The sequence below is a fragment of the Cellulosimicrobium sp. CpK407 genome (genome assembly GCF_051844275.1).
GTDB classification, from domain to species: Bacteria; Actinomycetota; Actinomycetes; order Actinomycetales; family Cellulomonadaceae; genus Cellulosimicrobium; species Cellulosimicrobium cellulans_G.
This window is the reverse complement of sequence record NZ_JBGNYC010000031.1, coordinates 1-20925: the sequence shown is the minus strand read 5'-3', so window position 1 is coordinate 20925 and position 20925 is coordinate 1. Positions and strand designations below refer to the sequence as shown.

Annotated in this window: 21 protein-coding genes; 6 read left to right on the top strand and 15 right to left on the bottom strand. The window is 74.7% G+C overall.

Features of this window, described 5'->3' with window-relative positions:
• Window positions 1-65 precede the first annotated feature (65 nt).
• Together ABWU78_RS13895 and ABWU78_RS13890 are read left to right on the top strand one after the other, a co-directional pair.
• Window positions 66-1517, top strand: a complete 1452-nt coding sequence (locus tag ABWU78_RS13895) for a GuaB1 family IMP dehydrogenase-related protein (protein WP_253049140.1) — start codon at window positions 66-68, stop codon at window positions 1515-1517.
• A complete protein-coding gene (locus ABWU78_RS13890; RefSeq protein ID WP_253049137.1) occupies window positions 1514-2221 on the top strand; it encodes an NUDIX hydrolase in 708 nt (235 codons plus the stop codon). Before ABWU78_RS13895 ends, ABWU78_RS13890 begins: the two co-directional genes overlap by 4 nt.
• 18 nt (window positions 2222-2239) lie before the next feature.
• Here the strand turns inward: ABWU78_RS13890 and ABWU78_RS13885 are convergent, their stop codons facing one another.
• The 5 genes from ABWU78_RS13885 to ABWU78_RS13865 form a co-directional block, all read right to left on the bottom strand.
• The gene (locus ABWU78_RS13885; protein ID WP_439158711.1) at window positions 2240-2719 is read right to left on the bottom strand and encodes a DUF1801 domain-containing protein; all 480 of its coding nucleotides are present in this window, start codon (window positions 2717-2719) and stop codon (window positions 2240-2242) included.
• A gap of 219 nt (window positions 2720-2938) precedes the next feature.
• Window positions 2939-5692, bottom strand: a complete 2754-nt coding sequence (gene acnA, locus ABWU78_RS13880; protein WP_253049132.1) for an aconitate hydratase AcnA — start codon at window positions 5690-5692, stop codon at window positions 2939-2941.
• Between the two features lie 233 nt (window positions 5693-5925).
• Window positions 5926-6159 (bottom strand): hypothetical protein, encoded by a 234-nt coding sequence (locus ABWU78_RS13875; RefSeq protein WP_353709387.1) that lies wholly within the window; start codon window positions 6157-6159, stop codon window positions 5926-5928.
• Window positions 6160-6256: 97 nt separating this feature from the next.
• Window positions 6257-7618, bottom strand: coding sequence for a class I SAM-dependent RNA methyltransferase (locus ABWU78_RS13870; protein WP_439158710.1), 1362 nt, complete (start codon window positions 7616-7618; stop codon window positions 6257-6259).
• A gap of 143 nt (window positions 7619-7761) precedes the next feature.
• Window positions 7762-9765, bottom strand: a complete 2004-nt coding sequence (locus ABWU78_RS13865; protein ID WP_253049123.1) for an APC family permease — start codon at window positions 9763-9765, stop codon at window positions 7762-7764.
• A 94-nt stretch (window positions 9766-9859) separates the two neighbouring features.
• Between ABWU78_RS13865 and ABWU78_RS13860 the strand changes: the two genes are divergently transcribed.
• Window positions 9860-10513 (top strand): potassium channel family protein, encoded by a 654-nt coding sequence (locus ABWU78_RS13860; protein ID WP_087472929.1) that lies wholly within the window; start codon window positions 9860-9862, stop codon window positions 10511-10513.
• Window positions 10513-11241 (top strand): potassium channel family protein, encoded by a 729-nt coding sequence (locus ABWU78_RS13855; protein ID WP_253049121.1) that lies wholly within the window; start codon window positions 10513-10515, stop codon window positions 11239-11241. Before ABWU78_RS13860 ends, ABWU78_RS13855 begins: the two co-directional genes overlap by 1 nt.
• Window positions 11242-11268: 27 nt before the next feature.
• Here the strand turns inward: ABWU78_RS13855 and ABWU78_RS13850 are convergent, their stop codons facing one another.
• From ABWU78_RS13850 to dut, 4 genes are all read right to left on the bottom strand, one after another.
• The gene (locus ABWU78_RS13850; RefSeq protein ID WP_439158709.1) at window positions 11269-12207 is read right to left on the bottom strand and encodes a DUF3159 domain-containing protein; all 939 of its coding nucleotides are present in this window, start codon (window positions 12205-12207) and stop codon (window positions 11269-11271) included.
• Between the two features lie 114 nt (window positions 12208-12321).
• A complete protein-coding gene (locus tag ABWU78_RS13845; RefSeq protein ID WP_087471902.1) occupies window positions 12322-12696 on the bottom strand; it encodes an OB-fold nucleic acid binding domain-containing protein in 375 nt (124 codons plus the stop codon).
• Window position 12697: 1 nt separating this feature from the next.
• Window positions 12698-13447: a DUF3710 domain-containing protein gene (locus ABWU78_RS13840; protein ID WP_353709392.1), complete on the bottom strand. Its 750-nt coding sequence runs from the start codon at window positions 13445-13447 to the stop codon at window positions 12698-12700.
• A 160-nt stretch (window positions 13448-13607) separates the two neighbouring features.
• Complete coding sequence (dut, locus tag ABWU78_RS13835) at window positions 13608-14084, bottom strand: dUTP diphosphatase (protein WP_253049112.1); 477 nt, start codon at window positions 14082-14084, stop codon at window positions 13608-13610.
• A gap of 76 nt (window positions 14085-14160) precedes the next feature.
• Here dut and ABWU78_RS13830 point away from each other — a divergent pair, with 76 nt between their 5' ends.
• Entirely contained in the window at window positions 14161-14676 is a 516-nt protein-coding gene (locus tag ABWU78_RS13830; protein WP_253049110.1) for a DUF3093 domain-containing protein, read from the top strand.
• 83 nt (window positions 14677-14759) lie between these two features.
• Here ABWU78_RS13830 and ABWU78_RS13825 read toward each other — a convergent pair whose 3' ends face one another.
• The 3 genes from ABWU78_RS13825 to ABWU78_RS13815 all read right to left on the bottom strand — a co-directional run bounded on the left by ABWU78_RS13825 (window position 14760) and on the right by ABWU78_RS13815 (window position 16890).
• Entirely contained in the window at window positions 14760-15059 is a 300-nt protein-coding gene (locus tag ABWU78_RS13825; RefSeq protein WP_047234722.1) for a DUF4193 domain-containing protein, read from the bottom strand.
• 322 nt (window positions 15060-15381) lie between these two features.
• Window positions 15382-16233: an inositol monophosphatase family protein gene (locus ABWU78_RS13820; RefSeq protein ID WP_253049106.1), complete on the bottom strand. Its 852-nt coding sequence runs from the start codon at window positions 16231-16233 to the stop codon at window positions 15382-15384.
• 3 nt (window positions 16234-16236) lie between these two features.
• Window positions 16237-16890 (bottom strand): trimeric intracellular cation channel family protein, encoded by a 654-nt coding sequence (locus ABWU78_RS13815; RefSeq protein WP_253049103.1) that lies wholly within the window; start codon window positions 16888-16890, stop codon window positions 16237-16239.
• A 256-nt stretch (window positions 16891-17146) separates the two neighbouring features.
• On the opposite strand from ABWU78_RS13815, the gene sepH reads away from it, so the two are divergent.
• The gene (sepH, locus tag ABWU78_RS13810; protein WP_253049101.1) at window positions 17147-18277 is read left to right on the top strand and encodes a septation protein SepH; all 1131 of its coding nucleotides are present in this window, start codon (window positions 17147-17149) and stop codon (window positions 18275-18277) included.
• 41 nt (window positions 18278-18318) lie between these two features.
• Here sepH and ABWU78_RS13805 read toward each other — a convergent pair whose 3' ends face one another.
• The 3 genes from ABWU78_RS13805 to ABWU78_RS13795 all read right to left on the bottom strand — a co-directional run bounded on the left by ABWU78_RS13805 (window position 18319) and on the right by ABWU78_RS13795 (window position 20843).
• A complete protein-coding gene (locus ABWU78_RS13805) occupies window positions 18319-18960 on the bottom strand; it encodes a thymidine kinase (protein ID WP_253049096.1) in 642 nt (213 codons plus the stop codon).
• 96 nt (window positions 18961-19056) lie between these two features.
• Complete coding sequence (locus tag ABWU78_RS13800; protein WP_253049093.1) at window positions 19057-20253, bottom strand: alkaline phosphatase family protein; 1197 nt, start codon at window positions 20251-20253, stop codon at window positions 19057-19059.
• Window positions 20250-20843, bottom strand: coding sequence for a DUF5998 family protein (locus ABWU78_RS13795; protein WP_253049090.1), 594 nt, complete (start codon window positions 20841-20843; stop codon window positions 20250-20252). The genes ABWU78_RS13800 and ABWU78_RS13795 overlap by 4 nt, the downstream gene beginning before the upstream one ends.
• Window positions 20844-20925: the final 82 nt, after the last annotated feature.

Below are 20925 nucleotides of genomic sequence, written 5' to 3'. Positions count from 1 at the left end.
CCGTTCGTGGAATCTCACTTCCGCACTGCGGACAACGACGAGCTCCGACCTCGTAGGATGGGGGCATGCGCTTCCTGCCCGGCCAGTCCCCCGCGACCGACCTCACGTACGGCGACGTCTTCCTCGTCCCGTCGCGTTCCGAGGTCGCCTCGCGCTTCGACGTCGACCTCTCCTCCGCCGACGGGACGGGGACCACGATCCCCGTCGTCGTCGCGAACATGACCGCCGTCGCGGGCCGCCGCATGGCGGAGACGGTCTCGCGCCGCGGAGGCGTCGCGATCATCCCGCAGGACGTGCCGACCGACGTCGTCGCCGACGTGGTCGCCGACGTGAAGTCCAAGGACCCCGTCATCGAGACGCCCGTGGTCGTGGGCCCGCACGACACCGTGCACACGGCGCTCACCCTCATCGGCAAGCGCTCGCACGGCGCGGCGGTCGTCGTGGACGACGGCCGGCCCGTGGGCGTGGTGACGGAGGCCGACTGCGCCGACGTCGACCGCTTCACCCAGGTCCACCAGGTCATGACCACCGACCCCCTCGTCCTCGACGCGTCCGTCCTCGACGGCGGTCGCGCCGGGCTCGAGGCGGCCTACGAGCAGCTCCACAGCGCGCGCCTCAAGGTCGCGCCCGTGACGCGCGACGGGGCGCTCGTCGGCGTCCTCACGCGCAAGGGCGCGCTGCGCTCGTCCGTCTACGCACCCGCGCTCGACGCAGCGGGCCGCCTGCGGGTCGGAGCCGCCGTCGGGATCAACGGCGACGTCGCCGCCAAGGCCAAGGAGCTCCTGGCGGCCGGCGTCGACGTGCTCGTCGTCGACACGGCGCACGGCCACCAGGCCAAGATGCTCCAGGCGCTCGACGCCGTGCGCTCCGTCGGCCCGGACGTCCCCGTGGTCGCGGGCAACGTCGTGACCGCGGACGGCGTGCGCGACCTCGTCGCCGCGGGTGCCGACATCGTCAAGGTGGGCGTCGGCCCGGGCGCGATGTGCACGACGCGCATGATGACCGCCGTGGGGCGCCCGCAGTTCTCCGCCGTCCTGGAGTGCGCCGCCGCGGCGCGCGAGCTCGGCAAGCACGTCTGGGCCGACGGCGGCGTGCGCCACCCGCGCGACGTCGCCCTCGCGCTCGCCGCGGGCGCCTCGCAGGTGATGATCGGCTCGTGGTTCGCGGGGACGTACGAGTCCCCCGGCGACCTGCACGACGACGGGACAGGTCGGCTCTACAAGGAGAGCTTCGGCATGGCGTCGGCACGGGCGGTCGCGGCGCGCACCGCGGGCGGGTCGCCGTTCGAGCGTGCGCGCAAGGCGCTCTACGAGGAGGGCATCAGCTCGGGACGCATGTTCCTCGACCCGCAGCGCCCGGGCGTCGAGGACCTCCTCGACCAGATCACGTCGGGGCTGCGCAGCTCCGCGACCTACGCGGGCGCGTCGAGCCTCGCGGAGTTCGCCGACCGCGCCGTCGTCGGGATCCAATCCGCCGCGGGCTACGAGGAGGGCCGCCCGCTCCCGGTGAGCTGGTGACCACCGACCCGGCGGGCTCGCGCCCCGCCGCGCGCGAGCAGCTCGCCGCGCTCGCGCGCGACGGGGGCGCCTGGCCCGAGCCGTGGCGGCACGCCGTCGGCGCCCTGCGCGCCGACGCCCGTGGGGCCGCCGTCCTCCTGCTGTTCGGCGCGCTCGACCGCGTCCCCGCGGAGCACGCCGCGGCCTCGGTGCCCCGCGACCTCGACGTGCTCCTGCTCGCGCGCGCCGCGACGCTCGGCCACCACCCCGGCCAGGTCGCCTTCCCCGGCGGCCGCCTCGAGCCCGAGGACGCGGGCCCGGTCGGCGCCGCGCTGCGCGAGGCCCAGGAGGAGACGGGGCTCGAGCCCGACGGCGTCGACGTGCTCGGGACGCTCGGCGAGCTGCCCGTGCCGGTGAGCAACCACCTCGTCACCCCGGTCCTGGCGTGGTGGTCGCGCCCCACGCCCGTCCGCGCGGTGGACGCCGCCGAGTCCGCGCACGTGTTCCGCGTCCCCGTCGCCGACCTGCTCGACCCCGAGCGGCGCCGCACGGTGACGGTGCGGCGCGACCGCCGGGTGCACAAGAGCCCCGGCTTCCTCGTCGAGGCCGACGGGCGCGAGCACCTCGTCTGGGGGTTCACGGGCGGGATCCTCGACGCGCTGTTCGACCGGCTCGGCTGGACGGAGCCCTGGGACCGGACCCGCACGCTCGACGCCCCGCTCTGACCCGGCAGCGCGGTCGCGTCAGGAGGAGGGCCCCTGCGCCGTCAGACCCTGCGCCGTCGGACCGGAGAGCCGCCTGCCGAACGCGGGGCCGCCCGTGAGCGTCGCCGAGGAGCGGCGCACGACCTCCTCGAGCACGCCGAGGTCGACGGCGTCGAGGTCCTTGACGTAGACGCAGCCCTTGCCGACGGTGTGCGGGCCGAGCCGCTCCAGGAGCGCGGCGTGGGCGTCGACGCCGTCCATGAGGTACACGGTCGTCGCGGCCTTGCGCGGCGAGAAGCCCGCCGCTGCCATGTCGCCCTCGCGACCGCTCGCGTAGCGGTAGTGGTAGGTGCCGAACCCGACGATCGACGAGCCCCACATCCGCGCGGGCTCCCCCGTGACCCGTCCCATCAGCTCGACGAGCCGGTACGCGTCGCGACGCCGGACGGGGTGCTCCACCGCCGCGAGGAACGCCTCGACGTCCGCGCCGCTCGGCCGGGTCATGTTCTCGGTACCCATGCCCCAGTCTCTCGCCGCAAGGCGGCGACGCGCGAGATCGGCACTCCGGTGACGGTTCGGCGATCGTGGCCGCCGATGTCGGCCGGACGTGCCGACCTCGACCGAGCATGTCGATCTCAAGGCGAGATCGGTGCGCCGTCCGGAGACGACGACGGGGCGCCCACCTCGAGAGGTGAGCGCCCCGCCGGGGTGCGCGTGCGCCGTCGGGCCGGACCGGGGTCAGGCGACGAGCGACCGGAGCACGTACTGCAGGATGCCGCCGTTGCGGTAGTAGTCCGCCTCGCCGGGGGTGTCGATGCGCACGACCGCGTCGAACTCGACCGTCGTGCCGTCGGCCTTGGTCGCGGTGACCTTCACGGTCGAGGGCGTGGAGCCGTCGTTCAGCGCCGTGATGCCGGCGATGTCGAACGTCTCCGTGCCGTCGAGGCCGAGCGACCCGGCGTTCTCGCCCGCCGGGAATTGCAGCGGCAGGACGCCCATGCCGATGAGGTTCGAGCGGTGGATGCGCTCGAAGCTCTCGGTGATGACGGCCTTGACACCCAGGAGCGCCGTGCCCTTGGCCGCCCAGTCGCGCGACGAGCCGGAGCCGTACTCCTTGCCGCCCAGGATGACGAGCGGGGTGCCCTGCGCGGCGTAGTCCTGCGCGGCGTCGTAGATCGTGTCCTGCGCGCCCTTGACGAAGTTGAAGGTGTACCCGCCCTCGACGTCGTCGAGGAGCTGGTTGCGCAGGCGGATGTTCGCGAACGTGCCGCGGATCATGACCTCGTGGTTCCCGCGGCGCGAGCCGTAGGAGTTGAAGTCGCGACGCGCGACGCCGTGCTCGGCGAGGTACTTCCCGGCCGGCGAGTCCACCTTGATGGCGCCCGCGGGGCTGATGTGGTCGGTCGTGACCGAGTCACCGAGCTTCGCGAGGACTCGCGCGCCGGAGATGTCCGTGACCGGCGACGGCTCCATGCCCATGCCCTCGAAGTACGGGGGCTTGCGCACGTAGGTCGACTCGGCGTCCCACGCGAACGTGTCGCCCTCGGGCGTCTCGAGCGCGCGCCACCGGTCGTCGCCGGTGAAGACGTCCGCGTAGTCCTTGGTGAACATGTCGCGGTCGATCGACGCGTCGATCGTCGCCTGGACCTCGTCCGGCGTCGGCCAGATGTCGCGCAGGAAGATGGGGTGGCCCGCCTCGTCCCGGCCCAGCGGGTCGTGGTCGAAGTCGAACTCCATGGTGCCCGCGAGCGCGTACGCGATGACCAGCGGCGGCGACGCGAGGTAGTTCATCTTCACGTCGGGGTTGATGCGGCCCTCGAAGTTGCGGTTGCCGGAGAGGACCGACACCACGGCGAGGTCGTGCTCGTTGACCGCCTCCGAGATCTTCTCGTCGAGCGGGCCCGAGTTGCCGATGCACGTCGCGCACCCGTAGCCGACGAGGTGGAAACCGAGCTTCTCGAGGTACGGCCACAGGCCGGCCTTCTCGTAGTAGTTCGTCACGACCTGCGAGCCCGGGGCCATGGACGTCTTGACCCACGGCTTGGCCTCGAGGCCCTTCTCGACCGCCTTCTTCGCGAGGAGCGCGGCGGCGAGCATGACCGACGGGTTCGAGGTGTTGGTGCAGCTCGTGATCGACGCGATCGCGACGGCGCCGTGGAACAGGTCGAACGTCTTGCCGTCCGTGTCCGTGACGCTCACGGTCTTGCGGCCGTTGGGCGTGATGGCGGGCGAGTCGGACGCCGGGAACGACTCCTTCTCCGCCTCGTCGACGAGGTCGCGGACCTCGGGCGCGTAGGTGGGCAGGTCGCGCTCGAACGCCGACTTCGCGTTCGACAGCTCGATGCGGTCCTGCGGGCGCTTCGGCCCGGCGATCGACGGCACGACCGTCGAGAGGTCGAGCTCGAGGTACTCGGAGAACACCGGCTCGACGTAGCTGTCGGAGGCGGGGTCCAGCCACAGGCCCTGCTCCTTGGCGTACGCCTCGACGAGCGCGAGCTGCTCGTCGCTGCGGCCCGTGAGGCGCAGGTAGTCGATCGTCACGCCGTCGATCGGGAAGATCGCCGCCGTCGAGCCGAACTCGGGGCTCATGTTGCCGATCGTGGCGCGGTTCGCGAGCGGCACCTGGGCCACGCCGGCGCCGTAGAACTCGACGAACTTCCCGACGACGCCGTGCTGGCGCAGCATCTGGGTGATGGTGAGCACGACGTCGGTCGCGGTCACGCCCGCCGGGATGGAGCCGTTGAGCTTGAAGCCCACGACGCGCGGGATGAGCATCGAGACGGGCTGGCCGAGCATGGCCGCCTCGGCCTCGATGCCGCCGACGCCCCAGCCGAGCACGCCGAGGCCGTTGACCATCGTCGTGTGCGAGTCGGTGCCGACGCACGTGTCCGGGTAGGCGCGCAGCACGCCGCCCACCTCACGGGTCATGACCGTGCGCGCGAGGTACTCGATGTTCACCTGGTGCACGATGCCGGTGCCCGGGGGGACGACCTTGAAGTCGTCGAACGCCGTCTGGCCCCAGCGCAGGAACTGGTAGCGCTCGTGGTTGCGCTGGTACTCGAACTCGACGTTGCGCTCGAACGCGTCCGAGCGGCCCGCGACGTCGATCTGCACCGAGTGGTCGATGACCATCTCGGCCGGTGCCAGCGGGTTGATGCGCGACGGATCGCCGCCGAGCTCCGCGACGGCCTCGCGCATGGTGGCGAGGTCGACGACGCAGGGCACGCCGGTGAAGTCCTGCATGATCACGCGCGCGGGCGTGAACTGGATCTCGGTGTCGGGCTGCGCGTCCGGGTCCCACGACGCGAGCGCGCGCACGTGGTCGGCCGTGATGTTGGCGCCGTCCTCCGTGCGCAGGAGGTTCTCGGCAAGGATCTTCAGGCTGTACGGGAGGCGCTCGACACCCTCGACGGCGGACAGGCGGAAGATCTCGTACGAGTTCTCACCGACCTCCAGCGTTCCCTTCGACCCGAACGTGTCGACGCTGCTCACTCGTAGCTCCTTCGTGGCGAGACGGTGGCACGGATGCCATGGTTCAGGGGGCTTCGCCCAGCCTACGCCGGGCCGGCGCGCCGCTCAGGCCGGGCCCGGAGGACCGCCCTGGCGGTGGTCGGCGGCTCGTCCACGACCCGCTGCGACCTGCACCGCGACCAGCATACCCCATATATCTTGACGTCAAGATATATGCCCGGCGCGCCCTCTCCCCGCGCCCTCACGGCTCGCGCTCAGAGGTCGCAGTCGCACAGCAGGTTGAGCTCGACGACCTGCTCTCCCTCGTCGGGGCGCGCCCACGCCTCCGCCTCGGCGCGCGACGCGAAGCTCCGGCCGGCGAGCCGCCCGTTCGGCATCAGGACGCCGACGCCGACGACGTCGCGCACGTCGTCGGGCACGGGGACCGCCTGATCCGGCGCGCGACCCGCCACCGGCGTCGCCCCGCTCGTCGTGCTGGTGCTCGTCACGTCACTCACCGTCCCGCTCGTCCGACCGTCTCCCCATCGTCCTCCCGGCACGCGCCTCGGCGCACCCGTTCGCGGAGGCCCGAGCGCGCCGGTGGCATCAGCGCGTCAGGACCGCGACGGCCTCGAGGTGGTGCGTGTGCGGGAAGAGATCGAACGCCCGCAGGGACGCGAGCCCGTAGCCGTGGCCGGCGAGGTAGGCGACGTCGCGCGCGAGCGCGGCCGGGTCGCACGCGACGTACACGACCCGGGACGGCTGCCGGGAGGCGATCGCCTCGACCACGGCGCGGCCGGCGCCGACGCGCGGCGGGTCGAGCACGACGACGTCGGCGCCGGTCTCGTCGCCCGCGAGCACCTGCTCGACGGGGCCGTGGTGCAGCTCCACCCGGTCGAGCCCGTGCGCGTTGCGGCGCGCGTCGCGCACGGCCCGCTCGTCGCCCTCGACCGCGACCACCGAGCCGGTCGCCCCGACGGCCGCCGCCAGGGGCGCGGTGAACAGCCCGGCACCCGCGTAGAGGTCCAGCACGCGCGCGCCCTCGACGTCCCCCGCACCGTCGAGCACCGCGCGCGCCAGCGTGGCCGGTGCCTCGCGGTGCACCTGCCAGAACCCGCCCGCCGCGACCCGGTACTCGTGCTGCCGGTCGCCGAGCACGACACGCTCGGTCACGCTGCGGCGCGCGTTCGGGCGCTGGTCGGGCGAGCCCGACCGCCACGGCTCGCCGTCCACGAGGAGGACCGGCGCCGAGCCGGCCGGAGCGACGAGCTCGATCCGCGTGCCCGGACGCCAGGTGCGCGTGAAGACCTTCTCGCGCGCCGCGAGCTCCGCGACGTCCTCGGTGGCGAGCGGCATGCCGTCCAGCGCGACGACGTCGTGCGACCGGAAGCGGTGCATGCCCGCGCGGCCCGTGCCGTCGGCCACGAGATCCACGCGCGTCCGGTAGCCGAGGCCGCCGCGCGCGGCGTCGCCGGGCAGACCCTCGACCTCTACCTGAGGGTCAACCTCGTCGAGGTCGACCTTCCCGAGCCGACGGAGCTGCTCCGCCAGCACGTCCCGCTTCCAGCGGCGCTGCGCGTCGAGCGCGACGTGCGCCAGCTCGCCGCCCCCGACGCCCCCGGGGCCGGCCTCCGGCCACACCGACGGGACGCGGTCGGGCGACGCCTCGAGGATCTCGACGGCGTCGGCGCGCCAGAACTTCGCGGCGTCCCCGCCCTCCGTGACGCGGGCGCGCACGCGCTCCCCGGGCAGGGTGTGACGGACGAAGACGACGCGACCCTCGTACCGCGCGACGCAGTGTCCGCCGTGCGCGACGGGGCCGACCTCGAGCTCGACCTCGACCTCAGGTCGAGGGTCGACCCGTGCCGACTGTCGCGTCGCCCGCCCCGCCGCGCGACGGGTCGTGCGTCGGCCACCCCGCGCGGCACGGCGGTCGGCGAAGGGGTCGGACGGTCGGTCGGAGGGCACGGCAGGACCACGCGAGGAGGACGGCATGCCCCCAGTATCCCGGACCCGGCCCGACGCACCCGCCGGGACGCCGTTCCGCGCGCGCCGAGGGCCCGCTCCCCCCTCGGGAACGGGCCCGGGTCACGACCGTGGCCGCGCGGGGATCAGTACCCGGTGAAGCGCTGGCGGAACCCCTCGCCCTCGAGCCCGGTCTGCCCCTCGGTCGAGGCGAGCTGCCACGGCACGGACGCCACGACGACGCCCGGCGTGAAGAGCAGGCGGCCCTTGAGGCGCAGCGCGCTCTGGTTGTGCAGGAGCTGCTCCCACCAGTGGCCCACGACGTACTCGGGGATGTAGACGACCACGAGGTCGCGCGGCGACTCTCTGCGGACCGAGCGCACGTACGACAGCACCGGGCGCGTGATCTCGCGGAACGGCGAGTCCAGGACGCGCAGCGGGACCGGGAGGTCGAGCGCCTCCCACTGCCGCATGAGGTCCTCGACGTCCTCCGAGTCCACCCCGACGGTGACGGCCTCTAGCACGGACGGGCGCGACGCCCGTGCGTACGCGAGCGCCCGCATCGTGGGGCGGTGGATCTTGGACACGAGGACGATCGCGTGCACGCGGCTGGGCAGGGCGCGGGCCGCGGCGGCCTCGTCGCCGAGCGCGAGCTCGTCGCGCACCCTGTCGTAGTGCTTGCGGATCGACTTCATGAGCACGAACACGAGCGCCATCGCGAGGATCGCGATCCAGGCGCCGTGGGTGAACTTCGTGATGAGGACGATGACGAGGACCGTCCCGGTCATCGCCAGACCCACCGTGTTGACCACGCGCGAGCGCCGCATGCGTGCCCGCTCGCGGGGCTGGTGCTCGGTGCGCAGCGCGCGCGTCCAGTGCCGCACCATGCCGAGCTGGGACAGGGTGAACGACACGAACACGCCGACGATGTAGAGCTGGATGAGGCGCGTGACCTGCGCGTCGAACGCCCAGATGAGCACGATCGCCGCGACGGCCAGCGTGATGATGCCGTTGGAGAACGCGAGCCGGTCGCCGCGCGTGTGGAGCTGGCGCGGCAGGTAGCCGTCCTTCGCGAGGATCGAGCCGAGGACGGGGAAGCCGTTGAACGCCGTGTTCGCCGCGAGCACGAGGATGAGCCCCGTCACCGCGGACACGACGTAGAAGAGCACGGGCGCCCCGCTGAACACGGTCTCGGCGAGCTGCCCGATCACCGGGTGCTGCACGTAGTCCACGGGCAGCGGCTCCCCGTTCAGCGAGAGCTGCGTGTGCGGGTCCTCGGCGTAGTGCACGCCGGTCGCGCGCGCGAGGAAGAGGATCGACATCATCATCACGGCGGAGATGCCACCCAGCAGGGCCAGCGTCGTGGCGGCGTTGCGCGACTTGGGCTTGCGGAACGCCGGGACGCCGTTGCTGATGGCCTCGACGCCGGTCAGGGCGGCGCAGCCGGAGGCGAACGCCCGGGCCACGAGGAACGCGCCCGCGATGCCGATCAGACCCTGGTCGAACCCGCTCTCCGCCGTGAGCTCGAACTCCGCGCTCTCCGCCGGGCCGAGGTTGCCGGTGACGTACTGGAAGAACCCGACGATCGCCGTCGTGCCGATGGCCAGCATGAAGAGGTAGACCGGGATCGCGAAGAACGTCCCGGACTCCTTGACCCCGCGCAGGTTGACGAGCGTGAGGACGACGACGAGCCCGATCGCGAAGGCCGCCTCGTGGTCGCGCAGCGCCGGGATGGCGCTGGCCGCGTACTGCGCCCCCGACGAGATCGAGACGGCGACGGTGAGGACGTAGTCGACCATGAGCGCCGACGCGACGCCGACTCCCGCCGTCGGGCCGAGGTTGACCGTGGCGACCTCGTAGTCGCCGCCGCCCGAGGGGTAGGCGCGCACGTTCTGGCGGTACGACGCCACGACGGTCAGCAGCACGACCACGACCGCGAGGCCCACCCACGGCGAGATCATCGTCGCGCTGAGGCCCGCGAGGGCGAGCGTCAGGAGGATCTCGTCCGGGGCGTACGCGACCGACGACAGGGCGTCGGACGCGAACACGGGCAGGGCCACACGCTTGGGCAGCAGCGTGTGCCCCAGGTGCTCGCTGCGGACCGGCCGCCCGAGCAGCAGCCGCTTCGCGGCATCAGCGATCTCCGACACGAGGCCACATGCTATGCCCGACGGCGCCCGGTCGCGCTGGTGCGCGCCCGACCGCCCCGCGAGCGGTAGCGTTCGGTGCGTGCACTTCGTCATCATGGGCTGCGGGCGCGTGGGCGCGACGCTCGCCCAGTCTCTCGAGTCGAGCGGCCACTCCGTCGCCGTCGTCGACCAGAACCCCGACGCGTTCCGGCGCCTCCCGGCCGAGTTCACCGGCAAGAAGGTGACCGGGGTCGGGTTCGACCGCGACACGCTCGTGCAGGCCGGGATCGAGGAGGCCTACGCGTTCGCCGCGGTCTCCGACGGCGACAACTCGAACATCCTCTCCGCGCGCGTCGTGCGGGAGACGTTCGGCGTCGAGAAGGTCGTGGCCCGCATCTACGACCCCCAGCGCGCGGAGATCTACCAGCGCCTCGGCATCCCCACGGTCGCGACCGTGCGCTGGACCGCGGACCAGGTGCTGCGCCGCATGCTCCCGTTCGGCGCGACCGACGAGTACCGCGACCCGTCCGGGCGCGTGCGGCTCGCGCAGGTCGACTTCCACCCCGACTGGGTCGGGCGCACCGTCCGCGCCATCGAGGACGCCACCGGCGCTCGCGTGGCGTTCGTCAGCCGCTTCGGCGACGGGGTCCTCGTCACCGACCGCACCGTCCTGCAGGAGAACGACGTGCTGCACGTGCTCATGGACGACGAGCAGGCCGCCGTCGTCGAACGCAAGCTCACCCACGCTCCGAAGGTCGAGGCCGAGTGATGCGCGTCGTCATCGCCGGGGCGGGCTCGGTCGGCCGCTCGATCGCCCGCGAGCTCCTCAGCCACGAGCACGAGGTCATGCTGATCGACAAGCAGCCGGCGGCCATGCGGGTCGCCCAGGTCGCGGAGGCCGACTGGCTGCTCGCCGACGCGTGCGAGCTCTCGACGCTCGCCGAGGCCAAGGTCGAGGAGTGCGACGTCATCGTGGCGGCCACGGGCGACGACAAGGTGAACCTCGTCGTGTCGCTCCTCGCCAAGACCGAGTTCGGGGTGCCCCGCACGGTCGCCCGCGTGAACAACCCGAAGAACGAGTGGATGTTCGACGAGTCGTGGGGCGTGGACGTCGCCGTCTCGACGCCCCGCATCATGACCGCGATGGTCGAGGAGGCCGTCGCCGTCGGCGACCTCGTCCGCATCTTCACGTTCCACCAGTCCGGCGCGGACATCCTCGAGGTCACGCTGCCGCCGACCTCGCCGCTCGTCGGTCACCGGGTCGGCGAGGTGAGCTGGCCCGCGGACACGGTGCTCGCGGCGATCGTCCGCGGCACGCGGCCGATCGCGCCCAGCCAGGACGACACGCTCGAGGCCGGGGACGAGCTGCTGCTCGTCACGGGCGACGAGGCGGACGAGGGTGCCCTCGGCCGGCTCCTCGCCGGCCGGACCGAGGTCGAGCCGACCGCTCCGGACGCGCCCGTCGAGGCGCCCGAGGCCGACGACACCCTCCTCTGACGGGGCGCGCCCCCGCGGTCCCCGGCGCTACGCCGACGGCCGCGTGGCCGCCGCGCCGTGCGGCCGGCGCACCAGGATCCATGTGAGCCACAGGACCAGGGCCCACAGCGGGATGCCCATGACCAGGCGCGCGGTGCCGAGCCAGCCGACGTCGCCGTCGAGGTAGAGCGGGACCTGGACCGCGAGCCGGGCGGCGAACAGGCCGATCCAGAGCCACGTCGCGGCGGTGTACCGGCGCATCAGGGCCCGGTCGGACCGCCAGGCGCGGGCCCAGCGGGCGAACGCGCCGGGCTCGGCGCCGTTCGCGTCAGCAGGTGCTGCGGCCGACGTCGCGGCCCCCACGGGCTGCTCGGCCGAGGCGTCCGGGGCGTCGGCCGCGTCGGGCGACCCCTCCGCCGTCGTCCCGGCCGACCCCGACGCGCCGCCCGCGCCGAAGCCGCTGCGGAAGCCCTCGACCACGAGCCCGACGACCGGCCAGCGCGCCAGGACGGAGACGAGGAGCGCGACGAGGTAGGCGGCGTTCGTCCACAGGCCCCACGCGAAGTAGTCCTGCGCCTCGCCCGAGCGCCACGCCCAGACCACGCCGATGCCGACGCCCAGGAGACCGCCGAACGCCTGCGTGACGGGAGTGCGCTGGACCAGTCGCGCCGCGACGGCGATCAGCGCCGCCGCGACCGAGGTCACGAGCGCCCACCGCAGGTTCGTCGTGGCGACGTAGACGACGACGAAGACGAGGCCCGGGGCGACCGACTCGACGAGCCCGCGCACGCCCCCGATGGCGTCGGCCACGGAGAAGTCCTGCCCGGCGAGCGCGCGGACGCCCCGGGCGCGACCGTCCTCGGGCGCGGCGACGTCGTCGACGACCGTCTCCGCGACCTCGGCGTCGTGAGCGATCCCCTCCGGAGCCTGCCCGGGGCCGGGACGGCCGTCCGCGGGACCGCCGCTCGCGTCGCTGCTGCTCGTCATCTGGTGGCGTCCTCGGTGGCTCGGGATCGGTCGGTCACGGTCCGGGCATGCGGCCCGATCGGCCACCGCACGTCCGCAGGATCGTACGGCACCGCCGCGCGGGCGGGCGCGAGGTCACTCCCCCGGCTTGGCGAGGAGCTCGTAGCGCGGGTTGAAGATGGTGCGGCGACCGTCGACGTCGCACACCAGGCCCTCGACGAGGGCGCGACGGCCGGGCTCGATCCCCGCGATGCGACGACGGCCCAGCCACACGAGGTCCACGACGCCGGAGCCGTCGAACAGCTCCACCTCGACCGTCGGGACGCCCTCGCGCGGACGCAGCACGACCGACCGGAGGACGCCCGAGATCTTGGCCCGGCGGCGGTTGGGGAGCTCGGACACGGCGCGGCAGCCCTTCTGCCGTGCGGCCTCGGAGCGCTCCTCGTCGGCGGCGAGCTCCTCCTGGGAGGCGAGAGCGGTGCGCCAGGCGTCCCGCAGGGTGGGGGCCATGTCAGCGGATCTCCGTGATCTCCGGCCCACGCGTCAGCGGGTCGAACGAGGGCGTCTCCGGCGCGCCGGCGGGTGCCGGTGCCGCCGCGGCCGGCCCCTTGCCCGGCAGGTGCAGGGCGAGGAGGTCGCGCGGCGGGCGCGGGCTCTGGTCGCGCACGACGACGATGTTGGCGAACACGGACTCGAGCAGCCGGGCCTCGGCAGGGTCGACCGCCGCCTTGCCCGTGAGGACGCCGCGGAGAAACCAGCGGGGGCCGTCGAAGCCCACGAACCGCGCGGGGCGCACGCCCGGGCGCCCGTCCGGCGTCTGCGCGGGGATGCGGGCGAGCAGCTCGCGGCCGAACGGGCCGGGGAGGTCGTCGACCGTGCCGCCCTGCTTGGTCACCGACGCGGCGATCTCGCCGCGGATCTCGTCCCAGATGCCCTCCGTGCGCGGCGCCGCGAAGGCCTGCACCTGCAGCCCGGAGCCCGCCACGGCGCACGCGACGCCGGTGATGCGCTGGGTCTTCTTGTCGACCTCCATGCGCAGCTCCATGCCGGGCACGCCGGGCAGCCACACGGCGCCCAGGTCGAGGCGGGGCCCGCGCTCGGGCACCTGGGAGGAGTCGTACGGGCCGCGGGCCGGCTTCGCGTCGGTCGGGTCGGCGACGGGAGCGCCGTCGTCGACCTGCTCGGACGTCGCGCCCGACGGCGCCGACGGCTCGGGCGACTCGGTCGGCTCGGACGACCTGGAGCGACGGAACAGACCCACGGAGGAACTCCTTCACCTGCCCGGCCCTCGGCCGGGACTCCTCGCGGGGCGCTCGCCCCGCGCTGCTTCCACACTAGCCCGCGCAGCGACGGTCGTGGTGCGACGTTCGCTGTGCGACGACGGGCGTGCGGCTCCCGCGCCGGCGCCCGTCCGCGACCTGTCAGGTCGCCGCGCCCCACCCGCCGCTCGACCCGAAGCCGCCCTCGCCGCGGTGCGAACCGGGCAGCCGCTCGGCCTGCACGAACCGCGCGCGCTCGACCTTCTGCACCACGAGCTGCGCGACGCGGTCGCCGCGGCGCAGGGCGACGGCCTCCCGCGCGTCGGTGTTGAGCAGCGTCACCTTGATCTCGCCGCGGTAGCCGGCGTCGACGGTGCCCGGCGCGTTGACGACCGTCAGGCCGTGCTTCGCGGCGAGACCGGAGCGCGGGTGCACGAACGCCGCGTAGCCGTCGGGCAGCGCGATCGAGACGCCCGTCGGGACGACGACGCGCTCCCCCGGTGCCAGCTCGACGTCGACGGTCGTCACGAGGTCGGCGCCGGCGTCGCCCGGGTGGGCGTAGGACGGCACCGGGACGTCGTCGAGGAGCGTGATGAGGACGTCGACGTCCCCGGTCTCGGGCTGGTGGTGGTTCGGCACCCGGCAGAGCCTAATGGTCCGGGGCGGGCCGGGCGAGCACGTCGGGCGAGGCCCCGACTGCTGGGATGATGGACCCATGACGGACCCCGCCGACCGCAGCACGCCCTCCTCGACCCCGGGAACCGCCGGGGCACCCCGCGCCGAGGGCCTGACGTCGTACCGCGAGCGGCTCGTCCCGGGCGTCGGCGGCTGGGCCGCGGCCCTCGGGTTCGCCCTGGTGCTCGGGATCGCGCTGTGGCCCGCGAGCCACGCGATCGCGCTCGGCGTCGGCGCGCTCGCCGCGGTGGCGGGCGTCGTCGCGCTCTGGTGGACCTCCCCGGTCGTCGCGGTGGCGGACGGCGAGCTCCGCGCCGGGCGTGCGCACGTCCCGGCGTCGCTGCTCGGTCAGGTCACGACCCTGGACGCGGAGGCGATGCGCGTCCAGCTCGGGCCCCGGCTCGACGCCCGCGCCTACGTGTGCCTGCGCGCGTGGGCCCGCACCGGCGTGCACGTGGTGCTCGACGACCCGCAGGACCCGACGCCGTACTGGCTCGTCTCCACACGCCACCCGCAGCGCCTCGCGGACGCGGTCCGGGCCGCACGCGCGTCCTGACGGGTGCGGCGCGAGGCGCCGCCAGGAACGGCGAAGGCCGCCGCCCCGGGGGAGGGGGCGGCGGCCTTCGGGCGTCGTGCAGGTCAGGCGGCGCACTCCGAGCAGATCTGCTGCCCGTTCTTCTCGTACGCGAGCTGGCTGCGGTGGTGCACGAGGAAGCAGCTCGAGCACGTGAACTCGTCGGCCTGACGAGGCAGGACCCGGACGGAGAGCTCCTCGCCGGACAGGTCGGCACCGGGCAGCTCGAAACCTTCCGCCGCCTCGGTCTCGTCCTCGTCAACGACGCCCGAGCTCTTGTCGGAGCGACGAGCCTGGAGCTCCTGGAGCGAGTCCTCGCTGAGCTCCTCTTCACTCTTGCGGGGGGCGTCGTAGTCTGTTGCCATCTGTGGGGTCACTCTCCGGAGTATTCGTCGATCGCGACAGTGCTCGCCCGGGACCACCGGCGATGGCCGGTCGTGCCGGGCGGCACAGGTGCGGGGCGCGGGGGCACCCCGTGACGTGTCGTGCCCCGAGGTCGTCGAGGCGTTGCACGCTGGTCAATGCACGGCGCACCGGAATTGTTCCCGGCGGGCCACCGGATTCTGCACCATTTCCGGGAGGGATGCACCCTGTGGCACCCCGCCCGCCCGGTGTCGTTCGTCACGGGCGAACACGGGGTCGTCCGGGCCGGCCGGGCGGGAACGCTTCCAGTCCGCCCGGTCGCGCTCAGGAGTCCGAGTCGGCGTCCACGTCCTCGAGGATCCGGACGAGCCGGGCGACCGCCTCGGGCGGCCCCGCGACGGTCATCTCGCGGTCCGCGGCACGGCCTCGCAGACCCGTCACGCGCGCGCCCGCCTCGTGCGCGACGAGGGCGCCCGCAGCCATGTCCCACGGGTTGAGGCCGCGCTCGTAGTAGAGGTCGAGCTCGCCCGAGGCGACGAGGCACAGGTCGATCGCCGCGGAGCCGAGGCGACGGATGTCCCGCACCCGGGGCAGCACGTCGACCAGCACGCGCGCCTGCGCGCGGCGCCGCCCCGCGTCGTACCCGAAGCCCGTGCCGACCAGGCACTGCCCCAGGTCGGTCTCGGCGTTCACGCGGACCGGGCGCCCGTCCACCGTCGCCCCGGCCCCGAGGCCCGCGGTCCAGGTGCGGCCGTCGACGACGGAGTGCACCGCACCGGCGAGGACGGTCCACTCGAGCGGGTCCGGCGGGCCCACCACGGCGGCGACGGACACCGCGTACGACGCGATCCCGTAGAGGTAGTTGACCGTGCCGTCGACGGGGTCGATGACCCAGGTGATGCCGGACGTGCCCGCCGACGCGCCCTCCTCCTCGCCGAGGATCGCGTCGTCCGGGCGGGCCGCCGCGATGCCGCGTCGCAGGAGCGCCTCGGAGTCGGCGTCCATGCGCGTCACGACGTCCGTGGCCGTCGACTTCGTGGCGGCCACCTCGACGCGGTCGGGGCGGCCGGAGCGGACGAGGTCCCCGGCCTCGCGCGCGAGGCGCTCGGCGAGGTCGCGCAGGTCGGCCACGGTCACGTCGTCGGGCTGTCGGGGGTCGTCGATGAAGAGGCGCACGGGTCACATCCTGCCCGACCCGCGGCGTGCGGTGCGACCCTCCCAGGGGCCCGGGGCGGACCAGCCCAGACGGAGGGAGACGAGGCGGAAGCCGAACACGAGCGCGAGGACCGCCGCCTGGGAGAGCAGGCCGAGCGCGCCGGCCTCCGCGAGCGCGGCGGTCAGCGCGGCGCCCGCGAGCGCCGGGATCGCGTAGAGCTGCTTGTCCTGGAACAGGAGCGGCGCCTCGTTGGTCAGCAGGTCGCGCAGGATCCCGCCGCCGACGCCGGTGATGACGCCCGCGAAGACCGCCGCGAGCGGGCCCACCCCGTACTCGAGGCCCTTCATCGTGCCGGAGAGCACGAAGAGCGCGAGCGCGCCCGCGTCGAGCACGATGATGCTCCGCCGCAGCCGTTCCAGACGTGGGTGCCAGAAGAACGTCACGACGCCCGCGAGCACCGCGACGGCGACGAGCCGCCAGTCCGAGATCCCGACCGGGGGGATCGCGCCGATCAGGACGTCGCGCAGCAGACCGCCGCCGAGGCCGGCGACCCAGGCGAGGACCAGGACGCCCACGAGGTCGAACCGCTTGCGCACGGCGGCGAGCCCGCCCGAGAGCGCCGCGAAGAAGACGCCGCCGAGCTCGAGGGCGTCGCCGGGCACGAGGTCGAGGATCACACCCGGCATCATCCCAGCCGCCCGCACCCGGGGCGCGGACGAGCGCGCGCCGAGTCCGCGGCACACCGCGCGTGCTGCGCGGCTCGCGGGTGGGACGATGGCACCCTCGAGGGAGCGGTGACGCGGTCGTCGCGGTCCGCCGGCCCGGGAGACGGGGTCGCGGCACGGCACCGGCGACCGGGGCGGCATCGGGCGACCGGGCGGCTCCGGGAGCGGCACCGCGAGCGCCACCGGGCGCGGCGACACGGGAGGGTCCATGGACGAGCTGGAGCTGGTGAGACTGCACGAGGACGGGGAGCACCTCGTCCTGCGCGCGCGGGGCGGCGCGGAGTTCACGCTGCCGATCACCGAGGCGCTGCGCGCGGCCGTGCGCCGCGACCGCCCGCACCTGGAGCACCTGCGCGCGGAGGGCGAGCGCAACCTCGCCCCGCGCGAGATCCAGGCCCGGTTGCGCGCCGGGGAGTCCGTGGAGGCGGTCGCCGAGGCCGCGGGCCTCGGGGTGGAGCACGTGCGCCGCTTCGCGGGCCCGGTCGTCGCCGAGCAGGAGTACGTCGTCGACCGGGTCCGCGCGTCCCGCCAGGGGCACGAGGAGGACTCGCCGACGGTCGGGGAGCTCGTCGCGCAGCGACTCGCCGCGCGCGACGTCGAGCCCGACGCCGTGGAGTGGAGCGCCGCTCGCCAGCCCGGGGCGTCGTGGGTCGTGACCGCGGCGTTCGAGGTCGGGACGGGCAGCCGGACGGCCCGCTGGGAGTACGACGCGGCGACGCGCGCGCTCCAGGCGCTCGACGACGAGGCCCGCTGGCTCTCGGGCACCGACGCCCCGCGCGACCCGACGCCCGGCGCCGTCGCGGTGTTCGACGTCGACGCGACGGGGCGCGGCCGGGGGCTCCGTGCCGCTCCCCCGACCCCGCCCGACGACGGGACGGCCGAGCTCCTCGACGACCTGAGCCAGCGCCGGGGCGTGCGCCCCCGCAAGGCCCCGGCCGGCCCCGTCGAGGTCGAGGGTCAGGAGCCGTTCGAGGGGTTCGGGCCGCAGGTGGGGGCCCGGCACGACGAGGACGCGTCGCAGGACGCTCCGGACGACACGGCCGCACCCGCGGGGGCGACCGTGGTCCACCTCCCGACCGTCCGTCCGCTCGACGCGGTGCGCCTCCCGGACCCGGTGCCCGACGACGCCCCGGACGACCCCTCCTCGGGCCCGCAGGACGGCGCGGGCGGCCCTCCTCCGCGCGAGGAGCGCTCGGGCGGCACGGTCTCGGTGGACGCGGACGAGCCGCAGCGCGCGGCGCGGCCCCAGACCGCGCGCGAGCCCCGCAAGGGCAAGAACCGCTCGCGCGCGACGGTCCCGAGCTGGGACGAGATCGTGTTCGGGGCGCGCCCCGAGTAGGCGCAGCGCGCCGGCCGAGGGCACCGTCGCCGGGCGCCTGCTCAGTGCGGCAGGTCGAACGGCAGCCCGTCGGCCGCGGCCTGGCGGCGCGCGACGGCCGTGGTCATGCGGCGCATGTGGTGCCGACGGCACAGCACCTCGTAGCCGATCTCCCCCGAGCCCGCCCCGACGTCCCCGACGACGACCTGGTCGCCCTCGATGACCATGCTCCCGTCGACCGTGCGGGCGTTGTGCGTCGCGCGTCGGCCGCACCAGCACAGCGACTCGACCTGCAGCACCTCGACCCGGTCGGCGAGCTCGATGAGCCGGGCCGAGCCGGGGAAGAGCCGCGTACGGAAGTCGGCCGTGATGCCGAACGCGAAGACGTCGATCTCCGTCTCGTCGACGAGCCGCGCGAGCTGCTCCACCTGCGCCGGAGAGTAGAACTGCGCCTCGTCGCAGACCAGGTAGTCCACCGGGTCCAGCTCGGCCGTGACGAGCGACCAGAAGTCCGTGTCGTCGCGCACCTCGCGCGCGACGACCTCGAGCCCGAGCCGCGACGAGAGCCGGTCGGAGCCGGCCCGGTCGTTGCGGGAGAAGATGAGCCCCCGGCGGCCGCGCGCGGCGTGGTTGTGGTCGAGCTGCAGGGCGAGGGTGGACTTGCCGCAGTCCATGGTCCCGGAGAAGAAGACGAGCTCGGCCATCGGGCGTTCCTTCGCGAGGTCGGTGCGGGTCGGTGCGGGTCGGTCGGTGCGGTCGCGGGCGGCCGCGTCGTGGCGTGGCGCGGGGCGTCGCCGGGGTCAGGTCCCCGCGACGAGCAGCGGGACGCGCATCTCGCGCTCGGTGAGCGAGCCGTGCACGCCGACGAGCGCGAGCGACGCAGGCGTCTGGGTGCGCGAGTCGACCACCGTGGCGCGGCCGCGCAGCGCGACGATCACGTCGCCCGCCGCCGCGACCGCCTCCGGCCGCGGGTCGGGCCCGAGGAGACCCAGGGCGAGCACCTCCTCGCGCTCGAGGACGAGCGCGTCGTCGCCCAGGACGTCGCGCCAGCGCGCCGCGACGGCGGTCGTCTCCCCCGGCTCCGTGTAGACGTGCACCGCGCGCGGCTCGCCGCCGACGAGCGCGACGCCCCGCGCGAGCACCGGGTCCGTGGCGACGTCGCGACGCAGGGCCGGGTCGACGTCGACCATCCCGTGGTCCGCGGTGACGAGCACGAGGGTGCCGCGCGGGACCGACCGGGCGAGGCGGGCGAGCTCGCGGTCGAGCGCCTCGAGCTCGTCGCCCCACTGCCAGGACGTGCTGCCGTGGTGGTGCCCCGCCTTGTCCACCTCGCCCCAGTACAGATAGACGAGGCCCGGCCGGGACAGGGCCCGCACCGCGGCGTCGACGCGCGCCCCGAGTCCCTCGGCGGCCGCGTACGCCCCTCCCCGCAGGGCGGCGACCGTCATGCCGGACCCGGCGAACCGCGCGGGGCCGGTCGAGGTCACGGCGAGGTCCGCCGCGGCGAGCCGCTCGAGCACGGGCGTCTCGCGCTGGAGCTCCGCGGGCGGCGGGGCGCCGTCCCACGACACCATGTTGGCGAGCCCGCCCGTCGCCGGGTTGCGCTGCGTGTACCCGAGCATGCCGGTGCGGCCGGGTGCCGTGCCGGTGCCGAACGCGCCGATCGCGGCGGCCGTCGTGCTGGGGAAGGTCGAGGTGAGCGCCCGCGCGTCGGGCAGGAGCGAGCGGAGGAACGGCGCGTGCCCGGCGCGCTCCGCGAGGTTGACGTGCCCCAGCCCGTCGACGAGGACGACGCACACCCGCTCGGCGCGCGGCAGGTCGAGCGCCGAGCGCGCTTCCTCGCTCCCGAGTCCCGTGGCGGTCGCGAACCGGACGCCGAGCGCGCCCGCCGCCCCGGGGAGCACGGCGGCGAGGCCGCCGAGCCCGAGGTCGGGCGCGAGCAGGCCCGCGGGGAGCGCGGGGGTGGCAGGGGCCTCGTCCGTGCGTGCCTCGCTCACCGGGCGCTGTGCCTCGCGGTGGCGCGCGAGAGGGCGCGCGCGAAGTCGACCGCGGCGCGCACGGCGTCACGACCCTCCGCCTCGGCGCTCACGCGGACGACGACGTCGTCCGGCGTGATCTGCCCCGTGAGCCCGTGGTCGGCGTCGCAGCTCGGGTCCGCGCACCCTGCGGGCTCGAGGTCGACGCGCGAGACCGCGCCCCAGCCGAGCGCGAGCGTCACCTCGAGCGGGGCGGCGCCCGCGCGGTGCTCGTGCGGCTCGGCCACGACGTGCGTGAGCGACACGGACCGCACCTCGGCCAGCGGCACCGACTCGGTCGTGGCGGCGGCGGACGCGGACGGGTTCTCGCTGTCGGCCGGGTGGTCGTCGACGTGCGCCGTGACGAGCCGCGTGGGGGTCAGGACGAGCACGGTGAGGTGCCGGCGCACCTCGGACGCGTCGAACGTCGTCTCCGGGAGCACGAGGTGCGAGACGATCTCCTCCCCCGCGACCGCGAGGTCGAGGACGTCCGCGACGAGCTCCGGGTAGTAGCCGGCGCGGTGGAGCTGGGTCGTCAGGTCGGTCCAGGGGTTCGAGGTTGCTGAGGGCACCCGCGCATTCTCCCATCCGGCGAGCGGCCGCGGCCACCCGCTCGTACCGCCTGGGGACGGACGACCGGACGTCAGCCCGGCA